The sequence below is a fragment of the Peribacillus sp. R9-11 genome (assembly GCF_031345095.1).
Taxonomy (GTDB): Bacteria; Bacillota; Bacilli; order Bacillales; family DSM-1321; genus Peribacillus; species Peribacillus butanolivorans.
Genome location: NZ_CP133763.1, coordinates 1,511,660 through 1,529,003, shown reverse-complemented (window position 1 = coordinate 1,529,003; position 17,344 = coordinate 1,511,660). Strand labels below are relative to the sequence as shown.

19 protein-coding genes and 1 pseudogene are annotated in these 17,344 nt (G+C 37.9%); 9 read left to right on the top strand and 11 right to left on the bottom strand.

Features of this window, described 5'->3' with window-relative positions:
* Nucleotide 1 precedes the first annotated feature (1 nt).
* Genes thiW through thiE form a run of 4 tightly spaced genes read left to right on the top strand, consistent with a single transcriptional unit; the run spans nucleotide 2 to nucleotide 2,723 of the window.
* Nucleotides 2-523, top strand: coding sequence for an energy coupling factor transporter S component ThiW (thiW, locus tag RE409_RS07365; protein ID WP_053347998.1), 522 nt, complete (start codon nucleotides 2-4; stop codon nucleotides 521-523).
* A complete protein-coding gene (thiD, locus tag RE409_RS07360) occupies nucleotides 492-1,298 on the top strand; it encodes a bifunctional hydroxymethylpyrimidine kinase/phosphomethylpyrimidine kinase (protein ID WP_053345073.1) in 807 nt (268 codons plus the stop codon). The genes thiW and thiD overlap by 32 nt, the downstream gene beginning before the upstream one ends.
* Entirely contained in the window at nucleotides 1,295-2,110 is an 816-nt protein-coding gene (gene thiM, locus RE409_RS07355) for a hydroxyethylthiazole kinase (RefSeq protein WP_201221596.1), read from the top strand. The genes thiD and thiM overlap by 4 nt, the downstream gene beginning before the upstream one ends.
* Entirely contained in the window at nucleotides 2,091-2,723 is a 633-nt protein-coding gene (gene thiE, locus RE409_RS07350) for a thiamine phosphate synthase (protein WP_309558777.1), read from the top strand. The genes thiM and thiE overlap by 20 nt, the downstream gene beginning before the upstream one ends.
* A 39-nt stretch (nucleotides 2,724-2,762) precedes the next feature.
* On the opposite strand, the gene RE409_RS07345 is transcribed toward thiE, so the two are convergent.
* Entirely contained in the window at nucleotides 2,763-3,968 is a 1,206-nt protein-coding gene (locus RE409_RS07345; RefSeq protein ID WP_201181724.1) for an MFS transporter, read from the bottom strand.
* Nucleotides 3,969-4,266: 298 nt separating this feature from the next.
* Here RE409_RS07345 and RE409_RS07340 point away from each other — a divergent pair, with 298 nt between their 5' ends.
* Nucleotides 4,267-5,754, top strand: coding sequence for an aldehyde dehydrogenase family protein (locus RE409_RS07340; protein WP_201221598.1), 1,488 nt, complete (start codon nucleotides 4,267-4,269; stop codon nucleotides 5,752-5,754).
* Nucleotides 5,755-5,905: 151 nt separating this feature from the next.
* On the opposite strand, the pseudogene RE409_RS30645 reads toward RE409_RS07340, so the two are convergent.
* Nucleotides 5,906-6,011: pseudogene (locus tag RE409_RS30645) on the bottom strand (pyridine nucleotide-disulfide oxidoreductase); the annotation flags it as partial.
* Between the two features lie 183 nt (nucleotides 6,012-6,194).
* Here RE409_RS30645 and RE409_RS07335 point away from each other — a divergent pair.
* Nucleotides 6,195-7,427 (top strand): aminopeptidase, encoded by a 1,233-nt coding sequence (locus RE409_RS07335; RefSeq protein ID WP_201249867.1) that lies wholly within the window; start codon nucleotides 6,195-6,197, stop codon nucleotides 7,425-7,427.
* 307 nt (nucleotides 7,428-7,734) lie between these two features.
* On the opposite strand, the gene RE409_RS07330 is transcribed toward RE409_RS07335, so the two are convergent.
* Nucleotides 7,735-7,983, bottom strand: coding sequence for a hypothetical protein (locus RE409_RS07330; RefSeq protein ID WP_053345068.1), 249 nt, complete (start codon nucleotides 7,981-7,983; stop codon nucleotides 7,735-7,737).
* Between the two features lie 591 nt (nucleotides 7,984-8,574).
* Between RE409_RS07330 and RE409_RS07325 the strand changes: the two genes are divergently transcribed.
* Nucleotides 8,575-8,742 carry a hypothetical protein gene (locus RE409_RS07325; RefSeq protein WP_162878786.1) on the top strand — a complete coding sequence of 56 codons (168 nt, stop codon included), beginning with the start codon at nucleotides 8,575-8,577 and terminating at the stop codon, nucleotides 8,740-8,742.
* Nucleotides 8,743-8,873: 131 nt separating this feature from the next.
* On the opposite strand, the gene cspC is transcribed toward RE409_RS07325, so the two are convergent.
* Nucleotides 8,874-9,074: a cold shock protein CspC gene (gene cspC, locus RE409_RS07320; protein WP_010331195.1), complete on the bottom strand. Its 201-nt coding sequence runs from the start codon at nucleotides 9,072-9,074 to the stop codon at nucleotides 8,874-8,876.
* Between the two features lie 386 nt (nucleotides 9,075-9,460).
* On the opposite strand from cspC, the gene RE409_RS07315 reads away from it, so the two are divergent.
* On the top strand, nucleotides 9,461-9,625 hold the full coding sequence (locus tag RE409_RS07315; protein ID WP_201249868.1) for a hypothetical protein: 165 nt from the start codon (nucleotides 9,461-9,463) through the stop codon (nucleotides 9,623-9,625).
* A 68-nt stretch (nucleotides 9,626-9,693) separates the two neighbouring features.
* On the opposite strand, the gene RE409_RS07310 is transcribed toward RE409_RS07315, so the two are convergent.
* The 3 genes from RE409_RS07310 to RE409_RS07300 all read right to left on the bottom strand — a co-directional run bounded on the left by RE409_RS07310 (nucleotide 9,694) and on the right by RE409_RS07300 (nucleotide 11,637).
* Nucleotides 9,694-10,272 carry a YdcF family protein gene (locus tag RE409_RS07310; RefSeq protein ID WP_397444156.1) on the bottom strand — a complete coding sequence of 193 codons (579 nt, stop codon included), beginning with the start codon at nucleotides 10,270-10,272 and terminating at the stop codon, nucleotides 9,694-9,696.
* Between the two features lie 211 nt (nucleotides 10,273-10,483).
* Complete coding sequence (locus RE409_RS07305) at nucleotides 10,484-11,269, bottom strand: serine hydrolase (protein WP_056530792.1); 786 nt, start codon at nucleotides 11,267-11,269, stop codon at nucleotides 10,484-10,486.
* Between the two features lie 200 nt (nucleotides 11,270-11,469).
* The gene (locus tag RE409_RS07300) at nucleotides 11,470-11,637 is read right to left on the bottom strand and encodes a YezD family protein (protein ID WP_082612767.1); all 168 of its coding nucleotides are present in this window, start codon (nucleotides 11,635-11,637) and stop codon (nucleotides 11,470-11,472) included.
* A gap of 554 nt (nucleotides 11,638-12,191) precedes the next feature.
* Here RE409_RS07300 and RE409_RS07295 point away from each other — a divergent pair.
* Nucleotides 12,192-13,580 carry an amino acid permease gene (locus tag RE409_RS07295; protein ID WP_201181730.1) on the top strand — a complete coding sequence of 463 codons (1,389 nt, stop codon included), beginning with the start codon at nucleotides 12,192-12,194 and terminating at the stop codon, nucleotides 13,578-13,580.
* 41 nt (nucleotides 13,581-13,621) lie between these two features.
* Here the strand turns inward: RE409_RS07295 and RE409_RS07290 are convergent, their stop codons facing one another.
* The 4 genes from RE409_RS07290 to RE409_RS07275 form a co-directional block, all read right to left on the bottom strand.
* Nucleotides 13,622-14,593, bottom strand: coding sequence for an aldose 1-epimerase (locus RE409_RS07290; RefSeq protein ID WP_201221604.1), 972 nt, complete (start codon nucleotides 14,591-14,593; stop codon nucleotides 13,622-13,624).
* 162 nt (nucleotides 14,594-14,755) lie between these two features.
* The gene (locus tag RE409_RS07285) at nucleotides 14,756-15,055 is read right to left on the bottom strand and encodes a YxcD family protein (RefSeq protein WP_201221606.1); all 300 of its coding nucleotides are present in this window, start codon (nucleotides 15,053-15,055) and stop codon (nucleotides 14,756-14,758) included.
* Nucleotides 15,043-15,489, bottom strand: coding sequence for a hypothetical protein (locus RE409_RS07280; RefSeq protein WP_201183396.1), 447 nt, complete (start codon nucleotides 15,487-15,489; stop codon nucleotides 15,043-15,045). The genes RE409_RS07285 and RE409_RS07280 overlap by 13 nt, the downstream gene beginning before the upstream one ends.
* A gap of 216 nt (nucleotides 15,490-15,705) precedes the next feature.
* Nucleotides 15,706-17,088: a C40 family peptidase gene (locus RE409_RS07275; protein WP_201181735.1), complete on the bottom strand. Its 1,383-nt coding sequence runs from the start codon at nucleotides 17,086-17,088 to the stop codon at nucleotides 15,706-15,708.
* Nucleotides 17,089-17,344: the final 256 nt, after the last annotated feature.

Genomic DNA, 17,344 nt, shown 5'->3' with positions numbered 1-17,344 from the left:
GATGAATCCAATCAAGAAAATGACGTTGACTGCCATGATCACGGCCATTACTACCATAACTAGTTCATTCATTTTCATCCCGGCCGGATTTGCAAAAATCTTTCCGATTCAGCATCTGGCAAATGTCATGACAGCCGTTTTATTGGGACCGGCTTATGCGGTAACACAAGCTTTTTTAGTTTCCATCATTAGAAACATGTCTGGTACAGGTTCAATTTTCGCCTTTCCGGGCAGCATGATCGGTGCACTATTGGCTGCCGTCCTTTATCGAAAAACACAAAGCTTGAAATTCGCTTGTTTAGGGGAAGTGATAGGGACCGGCATTCTTGGATCCCTAGCTTGTTATCCCCTTGCTGTCCTCCTATTGGGAGAAAAAGCAGCTATTTTTGGTTTTTTACCAGCTTTTATGCTTAGTTCATTCGCAGGTGCCATTTTAGCTTTCATTTTACTGAAAATACTTTTAAAAAATAATTATATGAAGGGGTTTTTTTATGAAAACAGCGTTAACCATCGCAGGCTCTGACTCAGGGGGCGGTGCTGGAATACAAGCTGATTTAAAAACATTTTCTGCACATGGGGTTTTTGGAATGTCTGTCATTACAGCTGTAACGGCACAAAATACAATGGAGGTACGTTCAGTACAAGCTATAGATACAGGTATCATAACGGATCAAATTGCAGCTATTTTTGAAGATATACACGTCGATGCAGTAAAAATAGGTATGCTTGGATCAAAAGAAATAGTTGAAACAGTCGCCGCGTCTCTAAATACCTTCTTACCCGCAATCGTTATCCTTGATCCTGTCATGATTTCCAAAAGCGGCCATCATTTGCTCGATGAAAAAGCTGTCTCTGCTTTAAAAACAGAATTACTGCCGCTTGCAACACTTGTAACACCGAATGTACCCGAAGCCGAAGTCCTTACTGGCTTGTCGATTCGAACGAAGCAAGATTTTTACGAGGCTTGTATATCAATTAAAGAACTTGGGGCAAAAGCGGTTTTACTTAAAGGAGGCCATTCAGCAGGGAATCCAAATGATCTTTTTTATGACGGAACTGACTTTTTCTGGATTAAAGGAGAACGCATTCATACAAAAAACACCCATGGGACAGGCTGTACTCTGTCATCCGCCATTACATCCAATCTGGCAAACGGACTACCTTTAAGACAATCCATTGAACAAGCCAAGACATATATTTCTGAAGCCATACGAAATAGCTTTTCACTCGGTAAGGGGCACGGACCCGTCCATCATTTTTATTCATTTTCAAAAGAAGAAAGGAGTGATTTAATATGATTGTTTCCGTTTCAGACTTATTCTTTCAGGTCAGAGAAAGTAAACCGCTCGTTCACCAAATCACTAACTTTGTTACGGTCAATGACTGTGCCAATGCCACTCTTGCCATCGGTGGTTCACCTGTTATGACATCTAGCCCAAGAGAAGTCGAGGAGATGGTCAAATTGGCTGATGCTCTGGTCCTGAACTTCGGTACGATTGATGATAAAGCCTTGGAAGCAATGGAGATTGCCGGTAAGACAGCGAATTCCCTTAATATCCCAGTTATTTTGGACCCAGTGGGAGTTGGTGCAACTTCCTATCGTACAGAACAAGTGGCAGAGCTCCTGAAGAAAGTTACCTTCCAAATCATCCGCGGAAATGCGAGTGAAATCCATCGGTTAATGGGTGGGGATATCGTTACACGTGGAGTGGATTCAGGTGAACTTGCGATTAGCAATGCAGAACTGGCAGCACGTGCGGCTAATAAATTGCATTGTGTCGTCGTAGTGAGTGGCGCCAAAGATGCTGTTAGCGATGGTAAAAATACGTCCATTATCGATAATGGTAATCCTCTATTAACGAGTGTTACAGGTACTGGCTGTATGGCTACTGCTCTTATCGGAACTTTTTCCGGAGTCACAGACAATTTCTATGCTGCGGCAGTTGCCGGGATCTCAACAATGAGCATTTCCGGGGAACTTGCTGCTGCAAAACTTCAAAAAGATGAAGGAACTGGAACGTTTCGTGTGCGATTAATCGATGCGATATCAAGAATAGATAAGGAAATTTGGATAAATGAGGTGAAATTATATGAAGAAGTCTCAAATTGATTTAAGCCTATATTTAGTGACAGAAGAGTCCATAGCAATAGAAGATTTGACCAAAATCATAGCAGAGGCGGTTTCTGGAGGAGTCTCGATCGTACAACTTAGAGAGAAAAACAATTCCTCCCTCTCCTTTTATAAAAAAGCTTCTGCATTAAAACAGTTACTACACGAACTTTCTATTCCGCTGATCATTAATGACCGGGTAGATATAGCACTTGCTGTTGGAGCAGACGGAGTTCATATCGGACAGGATGACCTTCCACTTTCAGTCATCAAACAATTAGTGCCTGACAATATGATTATCGGTGTATCAGTCTCAACTCTAGAAGAAGCTATCGAAGCCGAACAAAATGGAGCGGACTATATCGGTGTTGGTTCTATTTTCCCTACGAAAACAAAGCAAGATGCAACCTTAATGGCAAACGGAGAAGTTGAGAAAATTTGCCGCAGTATATCGATTCCTGCAGTAGCTATCGGAGGTATTACCGCCGAAAATATCTCATCTCTTTCAGAAAGTGGAGTATCTGGTACAGCGGTAGTTTCCGCAATCATGAATGCAAATAGTCCACAGCATGCCGCTGAATTCCTTTTAAGCATAATAAAAGACTTTAAGTAATAAAAAGAGAGGGACTAAATTTAGTCCCTCTCTTTTATGTTATGTCAAAATAGTATTCTTTGTCTCTTTTCCAAAAGCTACGACAACTGCCCCCACTAAAATAGCAATTGTAAATATAGTGAAAATTGTTGAAATTGGTGTACCTGCAGCAACTAAATAACCGACAAGCAATGGTCCCAAGACACCGCCAATTCGACCAATTCCAGCAGCTAAACCAGTACCTGTACCTCGAACTGCCGTTGGATACTGTTCTGGAGTATACGCATAGAGCGCACCCCATGCACCTAAATTGAAGAATGATAGGAACATCCCGGATACGATTAAGAGTGCTAACTCTTCTGCTGAACCAAAGAAAAATGCACTGACAGCCGTTCCAATTAAGTATGTGATCAAAACGAATTTACGTCCTATCTTCTCAATCAACCATGCAGCTGAAAAGTATCCTGGAAGCTGAGCTAGCGTCATAATCAAGACATATTCAAAGCTTTGAATCATACTGAAGCCTTTTAAGACCATGACACTTGGCAGCCATAAAAACATTCCATAATAAGAGAAGACCACGCAAAACCATAGAATCCACAACACGAGGGTCTGACGTGAATATTCCTTTTTCCAAACGCTTTTCATATTATTGAGTACGGATGGCCTCTGCTTCTTTTCCAGTTCCGTATACTTAGGTGAATCTGGTAGTTTCAAACGCAGATAAAGCGCATATAAAGCTGGAACAGCACTTAATAATAATGCAACGCGCCAGCCATAGACCGGAATGATGAAAAAAGAAATAAGTGCTGCCAATATCCATCCAACAGCCCAAAAACTTTCAAGAAGCACGACAACTTGTCCCCTTTTACTCGCTTCAACACTTTCAGAGACAAGTGTCGAGGCAACCGGAAGTTCTCCTCCGAGCCCCATTCCAATCAAAAATCGCAAAATCAAGAACAAACTAAGTGTACTGACTGCTGCAGACAAACCGCTAGCAATAGAAAATAATAATAATGTAATAATAAAGACGTTCTTTCGTCCAACCCTATCTGCCATTGCTCCAAAAAAAACAGCCCCCACAGCCATACCAATGGAGTTAATACTGCCAATCCACCCAACCTGTTCACTGGTTAAGTTCCATTCCTGTTTCAACGCAACAATAATGAAAGAAAGCATACCCACATCAAGTGCATCAAACATCCATCCGAGACCCGCTACACCAAGTAATTTACGTTGCGATATAATTTTCGCATTATTTCCCATATGAATCCTCCTGAAAAACTTTAGAACTTCTATTTATTTTATCCCTTCTTAATTTTAACTATTAAATATCATTTTCGCTATAGTATTTACAGATGTCATGACAAAAAACACATATTTCTTTGTGAAATTAAGAAGAAACACTTATAACTAGTTGTTTATTGAGATAATTATTATGTCGAATAATAATGATTGAATATTCTTTTTTTTTCATTTATGATAAAAATTGGCATAAATCAAAGCGTTATCAATAAGTCAGCATGTTTTGCCCAATTAAACCATTATATTCAGGAGGGTAATTATGACAAATCTAACGTTAGAGGTAAGTGGAAAGTTGCAAAAATTTTTAACAGGACCTAAAAAGCTTTTTATTAATGGTCAATTTGTAGAAAGTGTTTCAAAGAAAACCTTCTCCACTCCAAATCCTGCCACAGGACAAAAACTTGCCGATGTATTTGAAGCAGATAAAGAAGATATTGACTTAGCCGTTAAAGCAGCACGCAAAGCATTCGATGAAGGTCCTTGGTCAAAGATGAGCGCAGCTGCCCGCAGTAGGCTAATGTATAAACTAGCAGATTTAATGGAAGAAAATAAAACAGAGCTTGCGCAGTTAGAAACATTGGATAATGGGAAACCCATCAGTGAAACAACCAATGCTGATATTCCATTAGCCATTGAACATATGAGATATTTTGCCGGCTGGTCGACTAAGATTGTTGGACAGACTATTCCGGTAAGCGGAAATTACTTTAACTACACAAAACACGAAGCTGTAGGTGTGGTAGGTCAAATCATCCCTTGGAACTTCCCACTCCTAATGGCGATGTGGAAACTCGGTGCAGCACTTGCTACAGGTTGTACAGTTATTCTAAAACCTGCTGAGCAAACTCCATTATCTGCGCTTTATTTGGCTGAACTAATCGCTGAGGCTGGTTTCCCGGATGGAGTCGTCAATATCGTTCCTGGTTTTGGTGAAACAGCTGGACAAGCTCTTGTCGATCATCCACAGGTCAATAAAATTGCATTTACCGGTTCTACTGAAGTTGGAAAACTAATCATGCGCTCTGCCTCCTATTCATTGAAACGTGTCACGTTGGAACTTGGCGGAAAATCACCAAACATTATCCTTCCAGATGCAGATTTCTCGAAAGCTATTCCTGGTGCTTTGAATGGTGTTATGTTTAACCAAGGCCAGGTATGTTGTGCCGGATCTCGGGTTTATATTCAAAAGAAACACTATGATAATGTTGTTGCCGATATGGCTAGCCATGCTAAAAATATTAAACAAGGGGTAGGCTTAGATCCGAATACACAAATTGGACCGCTTGTTTCTCAGGAACAGCAAAACCGCGTTCTTGGCTATATTGAAAAAGGGAAAAATGAAGGTGCAGAAGTCCTTGTCGGTGGAAGTAAACCGGGTGAAGAAGGCTATTTTGTTTCTCCTACTATATTCGCTGGTGTAGAAGAGGAAATGACAATTGCCAAAGAAGAGATTTTCGGTCCGGTTATTGCGGCAATGCCTTATGAGGATTTAGACGATGTTATTAACCGTGCCAATGCCAGTGAATATGGATTAGCTGCCGGTTTATGGACAAGTGATTTAGCCAATGCCCATTATGTGGCAGGAAAACTTCGTGCAGGTACCGTTTGGGTGAACTGTTATAACGCATTTGATGCAGCTTCCCCATTCGGTGGTTACAAACAATCTGGAATCGGACGTGAAATGGGATCCTATGCACTTGATAACTATACTGAAGTAAAAAGCGTCTGGGTCAATCTAAATAAGTAATTTTTTATGTGATTTTAAAGAGAGGGTCTCAAAGGGGACCCTCTTTCTTATAGTTCACACATTTTTATTTGGATAATCACTTTAGAGTCTTTACCTATTTACAATAATAGTTATAAAAAGGAGGCATTTTTTCCTAAGTTTGAAATTGCTATTAATTTTTCAGTATATCATGGTCCACATAACGTTCTCCTATGATTTCACTGAGAAGATTAATGGCCAACTTTAGCTCCATCACCAGCTGTAATTAATATTCTTATGAAGCTGAGTCCAACCCACTGGGGTTTGAATTCAGCTTCTTCCTAATTAAGATATACTCCTCCTTTATTGAGTTACAATATATTCCGCACTGTTTTTTCTATACAATGGAGTAAAAAGTTTCTTTTTTAATAAACAATCAGTACAATTATAAATGTAGAAAATGGAAAAGGAGTTTATAAATGATGAGTGAATTTCAAACAAATTTAGAAAAATATGCAGAACTTGCTGTTAAAGTTGGCGTCAATATTCAACAAGGACAAACTCTTGTGGTGAACACTACATTAGAGGGCGCTGATCTTGTCCGAATTATTGTAAAAAAAGCTTATGAAAGCGGCGCGCGTAATGTCATTGTTAATTGGAATGACGATATCGTCGGACGCACCAAATACGAGTTGGCACCGGATGAGGTGTTCAACGAGTATCCAGAGTGGCGTGCAAAAGAGACGATTGAACTTGCAGAAAACGGTGCTGCTTATCTATCTGTCATCTCCTCGAGCCCAGACTTATTAAAAAGTGTAAAACCTGAAAGGATTGCAAACTTCCAAAAGGCATCTGGTACTGCACTGAAAAAGTGGCGTCAATATATGCAATCCGATAAAGTGAGCTGGTCGATAGTCGCGGTGCCTTCAAAGGCTTGGGCTGATAAGGTGTTCTCTGATGAAGCAGAAGAAAAACGCATTGATAAACTGTGGGAAGCCATTTTCAAAGCTGTTCGTGTTGATGTGACGGACCCTGTAGAGGCATGGAAAAAGCACGACGACACGCTTCATGAAAAAGTTAATTATTTAAATGAAAAACATTACCAAAAATTGCATTACACGGCTCCTGGAACAGATTTAACAATTGAGTTACCTGACAAACATCTTTGGGTCGGAGCAGGCAGCATTAACGAAAAGGGGCATGAATTCATGGCTAACATGCCAACTGAAGAAGTGTTCACGGTTCCATTAAAAACGGGTGTAAACGGTACGGTTTCGAGTACCAAACCGCTTAGTTACGGAGGAAACATCATTGATAACTTCTCTGTGACCTTTAAGGATGGCCGCATCATTGAAGTAAAAGCTGAAGAAGGCGAAGAAATTCTAAAGCAATTAGTTGAAACCGATGAAGGCTCCCACTATCTAGGAGAGGTAGCACTTGTTCCTTTCAACTCTCCAATTTCTCAATCGAATGTGTTATTTTTCAATACTTTATTTGATGAAAATGCGTCTAACCATTTAGCGATTGGAAGCTCTTATGCTTTCTGTATTGAAGGCGGAAAAACCATGAGTCCAGAAGAGCTTGCAGAAAATGGACTTAACGAAAGCCTTGCCCATGTAGATTTCATGATTGGTTCTGATAAAATGAACATTGAAGGAATCAAACAGGACGGCACAAGCGAACCTGTCTTCCGTAATGGGGATTGGGCGTTTTAAGAAGAGCATTGATATAGAAGGGTTTGAACGTCAAAAAAAACCTTGAGTGCTCACAGAAATGGTCACATTTCTTTACGAAACAAATTATCAAGTTCATCAGCCACGTGTTTCTGCCTACTAGGAAGCACGTGGCTATACTTGTCTAACGTAATTTGAATAGTCACTAAGATAATGTTCCGCGTCCTTCTTAGCATTCCTGTATTAGTAAAATGGATAAACCCCACCAATCTTAATGACTGGTGGGGTTTATGTATATATAAAAAGACAAAGTATTTTAAATCAAAAATACTTTGTCCAAATTAATATCCTAGCGTAAACGGATGAACACGGCAACTCCGGTTAGACCAGAGTCAAGGTTCAATACTTGTACAAATCCATTTCCAAGTAAACAAAGTACAGCAGCAATGTAACAATCACCAGGATTTAAAGTGTTATCGCAAGGTGCAGCACTTCCAATCACTGTAGCTTGTACAATTGTTTGCTGAGTTAAAGGTATTAACGAAGTTCTTTCCCAAAGAATCGTAACTACATCCACAGTAGTAGGAATAACAGACATATAATTCACCTCTTTTCGTTGTTAATATATTTAATGCAACTTCAGACAGCTTGGTTCATTCTTTTGTCATGCTACACAAAAAAGAGGCAGATTTATTATCTGATGATTATTCAAGAAAAACCTCAGCTACTTATTCAAAAGGAAACGAGCGAGAAACTGAAAATCCAAGAACGCCTTGAAACTGCCAAGTTGTTGAAACGAAAGCTCAAATTATCACGCATACCGCTGAAACTGAACTACTAATGAAGTTTGGGAGTACGACCTTTGTCACAATTTGCCGATTTCGGGGATAGCATTCATTTAAGAAGAACGGGAAGTTTAAGTATTGAGGTTTTTTGTAAGTGAACGATAGAATGGTTGACCATAAAGATTATCTCTCCTTTTCTGGTCACATTTGGTTACAATTATCTTTATTCAAATCAATAAGCTCCGTTCTAACAGTAATCTCACGCTTTTAAGCATGTTTATCAGCTTAAACCAGAACTTCATTTTTTTGTCAATACACATGAATCACATAATATCCCATGGAATATCTTGGACACATTTTTTATTGTGAAATATGTTATACTATTAGTAAAGAGGGTGCATATATTGAAAAGCAATAAGTATAATAGCGGTGAAACAGTAACTATTCAAGATACTGATGAATTAGTAACAATTAATAAATGGGCATATGTAAAAAACATGAAAAGATATTCTTATACTGTCAAAGAACATCCAACTACTTTTTTCTTTGAAGAAGAATTAAAAAAGGCGTAAGATTTTGATTTTACAATACGCACAAAAAAACCCTACCATATTAGTAGGGTTTTTCTTTGTCTTTTTCCCACAATAAAGAACAGACTCCCATCGAGGAGTCTGTTCATATAGGTTACAATTTAATTTTAAAATTAAGCTTTTTGAACGTTAGCTGCTTGAGCTCCACGAGCACCTTGCTCAACGTCGAAAGTTACTTTTTGACCTTCGTCTAAAGATTTGAAGCCTTCGCTTTGGATAGCTGAGAAATGTACGAATACGTCGTCTCCATTTTCACGCTCGATAAATCCAAAACCTTTTTCTGCATTAAACCATTTAACTGTACCTTGTTCCATTTTTGTTGCCTCCTAGTGCTTAACACACAATGTATTACTATTTTTGATCGTTTGGTTAAGACAATAACTAGTATGCTCTCCCACAATCAAAAACAATTCTTTATTAGAGTAACATGAAATGATAAAGATAGCAAATTATCTGGTGATATTTTAAATTCGCAAGAGTTATTTCATTCATTCTATTTCTGCTTGTGACATCGCATTTTTTCATTTCCTTCCAATTATATGGTTCAGATAAGGATGAACGGGCCATATCAGTGTATAGGAAACAGTACTATTTACATTCAATAAGAGCAAATAACTAGGAGGTCTATCAATGAAATATGCGGTTTTGACAGTAAGGTAATCGTAGCATATAGCGGTTATGAAGCACTTGGATTTTTTTTTTGAAGGAAATCGATGACCAAATTGGTTTTGTTGATAATATAGATATAGAAGAAGTTGATGCTGATGAAAGAGTCGAGGTTTCATATACTAGGCATTCCCTGTACAAGACACTTGAGCAAATCTATCAAGTGAAAGAATTTTGGGAAGTGCCTGATGTTGAATAACCTACAATTAAGAAGCCCCCCACCGTGCAGGGGAGGGATTTCGATTTAGAATTTATGTTCAGGAATAGTTAAATTCCAAACAGCTCTGTCAAATAGTATTTGGTAATGGCCAGATATTCACGAATATAAGATTTGACCAGGACCACTTTTGGTGTCTTTGCTGGTATCCCGGTCATGTCCAAGCCTACGCTTTTGGCCATTTCCACCGCACGATAGATATGGAAATCATTAGTAACAATCAATCCTGTAGCTGTTGGATTCGGAATAAGATCTTTTGAGTAAGCAATATTTTCAATGGTTGTTGTTGATTTGTCTTCCATAATGATCCTTGCCTCTTCAATTCCCTGATTGATTAACTCTTGCTGCATTGCCTGAGCTTCTGAAATATCTTCGCCAGGACCTTTGCCGCCCGATACAATGGCTATCGTATTTTTATTTGCGTTTAAATAATCAGCAGCCTTATCAATCCGGTATTGTAAAGATAATGATGGAACTGTTCCTTTAACCCTGGCCCCAAGGACAATAAGGTAACTGGCATCTTCAGGAATTGGCTGATGACTGCTCTCTTGAATTTTCATATGTAAAACCCCAAAATACACTAGTAAAGCAACAACACCAATTACAACAAATTTTACCGCCTTTTTCAAAACTACTTCCCCGTTTCATTTTCTATCCATTATATAACATGTTTTACCATAACTCACCACATAACTATAACCAAATGCTGTAGACGCACAATAGCGGGAAATCAACGTGACTTCCCGCGTTATTGCACTTAGAATGGCCTTAAGGACTAAGCTTACTCAACCCGATTCTATCGCAAAGACCACAAACATTCTAATACTAATAAAGGTTATTCTATTCAGCCATTATGTCATCATAAATCAATTTACCAATTTTACTGATGACTTGACGGCTTTCATCCTCTGATTTCATATCTTCGGTAAGGACGACAGCATAAACGGTTTGAAATTCTGAACGAATGATCGCACAATCATGTGCAACGCCCCGAATTGCGCCCGTTTTGCTTGCGACCTTTACCCCTTTCCCCATTAGTGATGGGAGTTTATCTCTTAATTGCTGATTGTCAAAAGCTCGTAAGATTTTTTCCTGGCTTTCTTTCGTTAAAAAGTCGCCTGTATGTATGGCTTTTAGGCAGGTAATCGTATCTTCAGCCGAGATTGTATTATCCCGCCCTTCCTTTAATGCTTTGAAATCCTGCATTCTGCGCCCGAGAATAGTATTTTTCAGACCAAGTTCTTTGATGCATTGATTAATTTCATCATGACCTAGCAAAGTCATCATCATATTCGTGGATGTATTATCAGATACAGTTATCATCAAAGTCAATAAATCCTCAACGGTTAAAAAAACTTTATTCGATAAGACGTGCAGGACGCCCGATCCTCCAGTCACTTCATTAGGCGGAATGGTCACCGGCTGATTTAAGTAGATTTTCTTTTCTTCACTTTGACGATAGCCTTCGATTATCATTGGTATTTTGATCAAACTCGCTGATTGGAAGGATTCATCATCGTGATAGCTGATAGTATCTCCATCGGCATTTTCAATTTTATAAGCAATTCTTCCATCAAATGTTTCAACTAATGCTAAGATTTCGTGCTCTATAGTTTGTAAAGTCATCGATTCTCTTTCCCCCTTAAGATTTCAACAAATTAACTATTAAAAACTCCCCTTACTTATTCTATCATGCAAAAAGCAGTACAATCTTCTACAAATTCTATATTGATTAAATTTTCATTATAGAACAAATAAAAGGTTTTCACTTCCCAAAAACAAAAGGAGCCTTCGTATCGAAAGCTCCGTTGTGGTCTGGAATTAATTCATCTAGCTTTTGCAGGTCGTCCCTTTGCTAAGGGGAATCGTTTCTTTTCAGTGGTATCCACCTGTGTGATTTCCCCATCATGAACAGTTATAATAACCGATCCATATTGTAGATCTTCCAAGCTGGAAATGATATGTCTGATTTTTAACTCCTCTTTTTTTTCCATATTATCCTCCTCTTAATAATGGTAATTAAGCACCATTCATACCTAATAATAAAAAGAGATTGTACGAAAAATTCACACGTACTCTTCACACCTCTAAAACTTGCTTTAGGAAATTGGTTCATCTTCTGTTTTTTCTTCCTTTTATCTCTCTGGATAAGAAATAATCAGTTCATATTAAACTCCATATTCTCCTCCCTTCAAATATTAAGAAAATAAAAGGCACCCTACATCTAACAGGATAGATGGAAGGGTGCCTTTAGTTGACTAATCGGCAATTTTTATGAGTCCAATAGTTACATAAAAAATCAATCATGCAAATTTTAACAATTCAATTTACACCGGTAAATTACACTATTCTTACCAACTAACTTGGTATTACCACTATAATCCAATAACCACTCTTTGTCAATTATCATTTAAATTTTCTGATTAATCTGCGTATTACATTTTACCTAATTAGCACTTTACCAAACTAAACGATTCGAGATATACTATTTTAGTATAAGTTGTCGGTATATAAATTCAAACTGTATTTAAGAAAGGTTCGATTATAAATGGAAAATAAAAAATGGGGTTTATTGATTTTGACCACATTCGTAATTGGAAATATGGTCGGCGGTGGAATCTTCATGCTCCCTGCTCAATTGGCACAGGTTTCAAGTCCATTAGGTGCTACTTTGGCATGGATGGTTACTGGACTAGGAGTATTTTTAATAGCACTCGTATTTGGTAACTTAGCTGTACGGAAACCGGAGCTGAAAGCCGGTCCCCAAAGTTATGCTCAGTCATTATTTAAGTCTCCTACAAAAGGAAGGCTATCAGGATACAGTATGGCCTGGGGTTATTGGGCTGCAAACTGGGCTGCAACAGCCTCTGTCATCATTTCATTTGCTGGTTACTTATCGACGTTTTTCCCTGTCATGCATAGTACGAAAGTGATTTATACAACAGGTTCTTTCAATCTCGAACTCGGTAAAGCACTAACATTTGCAGTATGTACCATTGCTCTTTGGGGGATTCAGGCAATTTTAGTAAGAAGTTTTAACAGTGCAGGAAAACTAAACCTTGTTGCAACAGTTACAAAAGTGCTTGGATTCTTGTTTTTCATTATTGTTACGATTTTCATCTTTGATTCTTCTAATCTTGGAAACGGTGCAGAATTTTACGATACAGCTGGGACATCCATCTCCTTAGGTGCTCAAGTTAATGCTGCAGCGATATCAACATTATGGGCCTTCATCGGCATTGAAGCAGCTGTGATGCTCTCAAATCGCGCTAAGTCACAAAATGATGTAAAAAAAGCAACGATTCTTGGTTTGCTTATCGCTGTTGTCATTTATATTGGAATTACCTTATTGACAATGGGTGCTATTTCACAAGACGATTTAAAAGTTTCACAAAAGCCACTTGTTGATGCTTTACAAGCTGTGGTTGGTTCAAACGGTACGTATCTTATGGCCGCTCTTGCTGTCATTTCCTTGTTAGGCTCAACAATCGGCTGGATTGTCGTTGCATCTGAAGTTCCTTACCAGGCAGCGAAATTAGATTTATTCCCGACTTATTTTGCGAAAGCGAATAAAAACGGAACACCTGTTCGTTCTATGACAATTACAAATATCATGACACAAATATTCTTATTCTCCACTATCTCTGGAACGATTTTAGAAGCTTATAAATTCTCTATGATTGTCGCTACACTTGCATACCTGATTCCTTATCTCGTATCAACCTTATATCAATTGAAATTAGTCGTAACTGGGGAAACATACGATTTCATGAAAGGTTCAAGAAGTCGCGATGGTATTATCACTATCCTGGCATTAGTTTACTCCGTCTGGGTCATTAAGACAGGTACAGCTGACATGGATACGTTCAAACTAGGCATTGCCTTATATGTACTTGGAATCGTGCTATACCCACTCTGGATGAGAAAGAAAGCATAAACCTAAAACGCCTTGGCATTCAACTATGCCAAGGCGTTTCTTTATATCTGCTTCAAACTTAGTTTCGTCCTCAGCCGAACCCTTTCTCCTGGTCCTAATTCCCTCAATCCTGTTAATTCTGCTGACAAATCTAGATTAGGAGCATTCGTTACCCATGTATATGGTTCAGGACATACAAACCCCTTCTGATTGAATAATACCCAAAACTTAAAATGGTCATCACCATGATAGCAGACTTGTAGACCTGCTTCTTGATCGGTGAGTACGCACTCGTTTTCCAAATCCTCATCATAGCCAAATATATCATCAAACTGTCGCCCCTCAATGCTGAACCCATTTTGAATTTCCATCGTATTTGGCGTTGCTTGAATTTTCCCAGTTGGTAATGACCTGTCATTCAACTCCCATTGTTTATTTACAGGCAGTGAAATCCTGCAATCCATCAACTTACTGCTTGGTACAAATGGAAAATTGAATATCGTATGATAACCCACTCCCCATGGAAAGGGCTCCTGGCCATTGTTGATGATTTCTAGTTGTACATCCAATGCATTATCGTTTAAAGAAAAAGTCATATATATTGTAAAATCATGTGGAAAATATCTTTTTAGAAAAGGAAAATCACTACTTAAAAACTCGGTTGTTATTACGATTTTTTCTCCATTTACTTCTCTTTTAATAACTTGCCATGGCTTATCATATAATAAACCATGAATATGATTTGATTTTTCTATTTCATTAATCGGAAATTTATACGTGATCTGCTTATATGTAAATTGGCCACCCTCAATCCGATTAGGAGGAAACAAGATTGGCATGCCATATAATATTGGAACTTCTCTATAGTCTTCTAACGTTTTCGGTGTTCGCAGCAACTCAATATCATTCTGTTTGAACTTAAATGAGAGAAGATTACTTCCTAAGACTGGTACAAGTATTGCTTCTATTGTTTCATTGCCAAACTTTATTGCCTTTTCATTTAAAAAAATGATATCTTCTATATAACCTGTCACTTACTCTCCTCCTTTACCATGAGTATATATTCATCCTACTTGCCTCAACCACTTTTTGCAACAAATGGAAATTAAACACAGTGAAAATAACATAACAAAAAAACTATCAATATAGTATTTAAACAACAAAAAGGATGCTCCCTTTAGGAACATCCTTTTTGTTTATCTATTACTTTCACTTACTAAGGCAACTATACCCTCTTCATCATCCAAAACAAGTTCAATGCCTGAATATGGATCTATGTTCAAATATTCATCCAACCATTGGCGAAGAGCCTCAATCAAATTGATGGTAATTAACACTTGTTTCCGGCCGTCAACATACGTTTCAGCGGAAAAACCGTAATCATCATCAAACATCAACTCGACTTCTACCTCATTAGGTTGTACCTGCTTTTTACGAGCAATGTAAACACAAACTGCATTAATGATATCTTGTTCGGAAATTCTTAGCCTCTCCATGGGTTTGGATCCTCTTTTTTCTTCTTATCTTTGAAATATGTGAAAATTTTACGGATTACAACCACTAATGCAACAACCGCTAACACGTTAATTAACAGACCAAGTATAGAACCTAGCGCTCCCATATTGGCGAATAGACTACCAAATAGTAGACCTGCTAGTCCTCCTAGCATTATCCCTTTCATTAAGCCGCCTTTAGAAAACGAGCTTCCGCTTTTTGTATCTGTTTTTGCTTTGTTCGTAGTCGCATCAGATTTTTTCGTTTCTTTATTTTGGAAATTCGATTTATTACTATTAGTGTTGCTGTTAAAACTTCTTTTTCCAGACTTATAGCCCCTTGCATCTACTGATTCCGAGTGATCTTTGAATACGTAGGTGCCAACTGGCGAGAATGCTAATGTAATCGTGAGTAGAGCTGCCATAAATTTTTTCATCATGATTTTTTTCCTCCGTTTTTAATAGTATGGAATGTTGTTTCATTAAATATCTTTTCAGATTTGCTGAAAGTCCACATCACCTATCTTTATTTTATCTTATAGTATTTACGTTGATAATCAAAATAAGTTTCACTTTTTTCTATATTTCTTCAAAAAAAAAATCCCAAAAAAAAATAAGCAGGGTATGCTCTCCCCCTGCTTATTGATGAGCTATTAATTTACACGAACTACACGTCCATTGAATTTTTCTGCCCAATATCCGCTTCCCATATTAGCAATAGCAACACCTGTTGAACTTTGAGAACCGATAAATTTGCCGCCACCAACATAAATACCAACATGTCCATCCGTTTTATAGGTATTGAAAAATACTAAATCTCCAGGTTGCATCTGGCTTTTAGATACTTGGCGTCCTGCACTTGTCAAGGCACCTGTACTTGCTGGTAAATTCACACCGGCTTGTTTGTAAGCCCATGCAACAAATGCTGAACAATCGAATCGGCCATTAGCAATGTCCGATGCTGTTCTTCCGCCACCGAATACATACGTTGAGTTACCGATATATTTATAGCCTGCTGTAATTGCAGAGCCTGTATTTGCACTACTTGGCTTGCTTGATGTTTCAGTTTTACTAGCTGTAGGTTTATCAGTAGAACTGTTTTTAGATGAATTTGAAGATGATTCACCTTTAGAAGAACTTGATGCCGACGCCTCGCCTTTAGAAGAACTTGATGCCGATGCTTCGCCTTTAGACGAATTTGATGATTCTTTACTTGAAGCATTTGAAGAATTCACTTCTTCCGCGGCACGGTTAAGATCAGCTTTCTCTGATGCTTTAAGTTCTTCTTCTTTTTTGATGTTTTCACGGATGGATGCAATTTTAGCCTCTAAACCTGCATCTTTATTCTCTAAAGCCTGTTTAAGAGCTTTTGTTTCTGATTCTTTCTTTTCAAGCTTTGCCTTCATATTAACGGTTTCTGCTTGTTGTTCTTTAATTTGAGATTGCATACCTTTAAGCTCTACGTCCATATCCTTTAGGCTTTGCAATTTTTTCTCTACAGTCGCTTGTTTTTTTTCTAATTCAGCTTTATCTGCTTCCTGCTGACTAAGAATCTCCCGATCTGCTTCTACAATTGCAGCTACTGCTCCAACACGATCAACAAGTTCACGGAAACTACTAGAACCTAAAAGAACTTCAAGGTAGTTAACATCTCCACCGCTCTCTTGGAATGCAAGGGCACGCTCTTTCAAGACTTCCTCGCGTTTTGCGATTCTTTCTTCCAAAGCTTTAATTTCTTTCTTTAAAGAATCTATATCTTTTTCCGTGTCTTTAATTTCTTGTTTAGTATCTTTAATTTTTTCGTCATTTTCTTTCATTGCTGTTTCAATTTGTGCAATTTGGGAATTCATTTTCGATTGTTCTTTTTTCAATTCCTGAATAACTTGTTCTGCCGCTGAAATATCTGATTGGATTCCTGTGCGTTCTGATTGAATTTCCGAGATAGATTCAGCTTTTACTGATGGTATCGCAAAAGCGCTTCCTAAGCCGAGCATAATAGTCGTGTTTAATATAATTAGTTTTTTCTTCAAACTCATTTCCCCTGCTTTCCTCCCTGTGCATTTCAATTGACCTACTTCTTTCTTCTATGAAAATAGTAGCCAAAATAAATTACTAGGAACTCTTCTCTATTTTTTTACTCATTATGTAATCTTCTAAGGTTGTAACAATATAATAATAAATTCTGAAACTCTACTAAGTATTTCACCTAATTCGTAGTATAACATCAGATTTTGTCAAATAAGTAATAATAATATTACAATTACATTTCATTTTTAACATCAAACGTAAAAT

Bases quoted from the DNA above. Each gene is read 5' to 3' on its own strand.
- thiW (WP_053347998.1), top strand. From the start codon at position 2: ATGAATCCAATCAAGAAAATGACGTTGACTGCCATGATCACGGCCATT.
- thiD (WP_053345073.1), top strand. From the start codon at position 492: ATGAAAACAGCGTTAACCATCGCAGGCTCTGACTCAGGGGGCGGTGCT.
- thiM (WP_201221596.1), top strand. From the start codon at position 1,295: ATGATTGTTTCCGTTTCAGACTTATTCTTTCAGGTCAGAGAAAGTAAA.
- thiE (WP_309558777.1), top strand. From the start codon at position 2,091: ATGAAGAAGTCTCAAATTGATTTAAGCCTATATTTAGTGACAGAAGAG.
- RE409_RS07345 (WP_201181724.1), bottom strand. From the start codon at position 3,968: ATGGGAAATAATGCGAAAATTATATCGCAACGTAAATTACTTGGTGTA.
- RE409_RS07340 (WP_201221598.1), top strand. From the start codon at position 4,267: ATGACAAATCTAACGTTAGAGGTAAGTGGAAAGTTGCAAAAATTTTTA.
- RE409_RS07335 (WP_201249867.1), top strand. From the start codon at position 6,195: ATGAGTGAATTTCAAACAAATTTAGAAAAATATGCAGAACTTGCTGTT.
- RE409_RS07330 (WP_053345068.1), bottom strand. From the start codon at position 7,983: ATGTCTGTTATTCCTACTACTGTGGATGTAGTTACGATTCTTTGGGAA.
- cspC (WP_010331195.1), bottom strand. From the start codon at position 9,074: ATGGAACAAGGTACAGTTAAATGGTTTAATGCAGAAAAAGGTTTTGGA.
- RE409_RS07305 (WP_056530792.1), bottom strand. From the start codon at position 11,269: ATGACTTTACAAACTATAGAGCACGAAATCTTAGCATTAGTTGAAACA.
- RE409_RS07300 (WP_082612767.1), bottom strand. From the start codon at position 11,637: ATGGAAAAAAAAGAGGAGTTAAAAATCAGACATATCATTTCCAGCTTG.
- RE409_RS07295 (WP_201181730.1), top strand. From the start codon at position 12,192: ATGGAAAATAAAAAATGGGGTTTATTGATTTTGACCACATTCGTAATT.
- RE409_RS07285 (WP_201221606.1), bottom strand. From the start codon at position 15,055: ATGGAGAGGCTAAGAATTTCCGAACAAGATATCATTAATGCAGTTTGT.
- RE409_RS07280 (WP_201183396.1), bottom strand. From the start codon at position 15,489: ATGAAAAAATTTATGGCAGCTCTACTCACGATTACATTAGCATTCTCG.
- RE409_RS07275 (WP_201181735.1), bottom strand. From the start codon at position 17,088: ATGAGTTTGAAGAAAAAACTAATTATATTAAACACGACTATTATGCTC.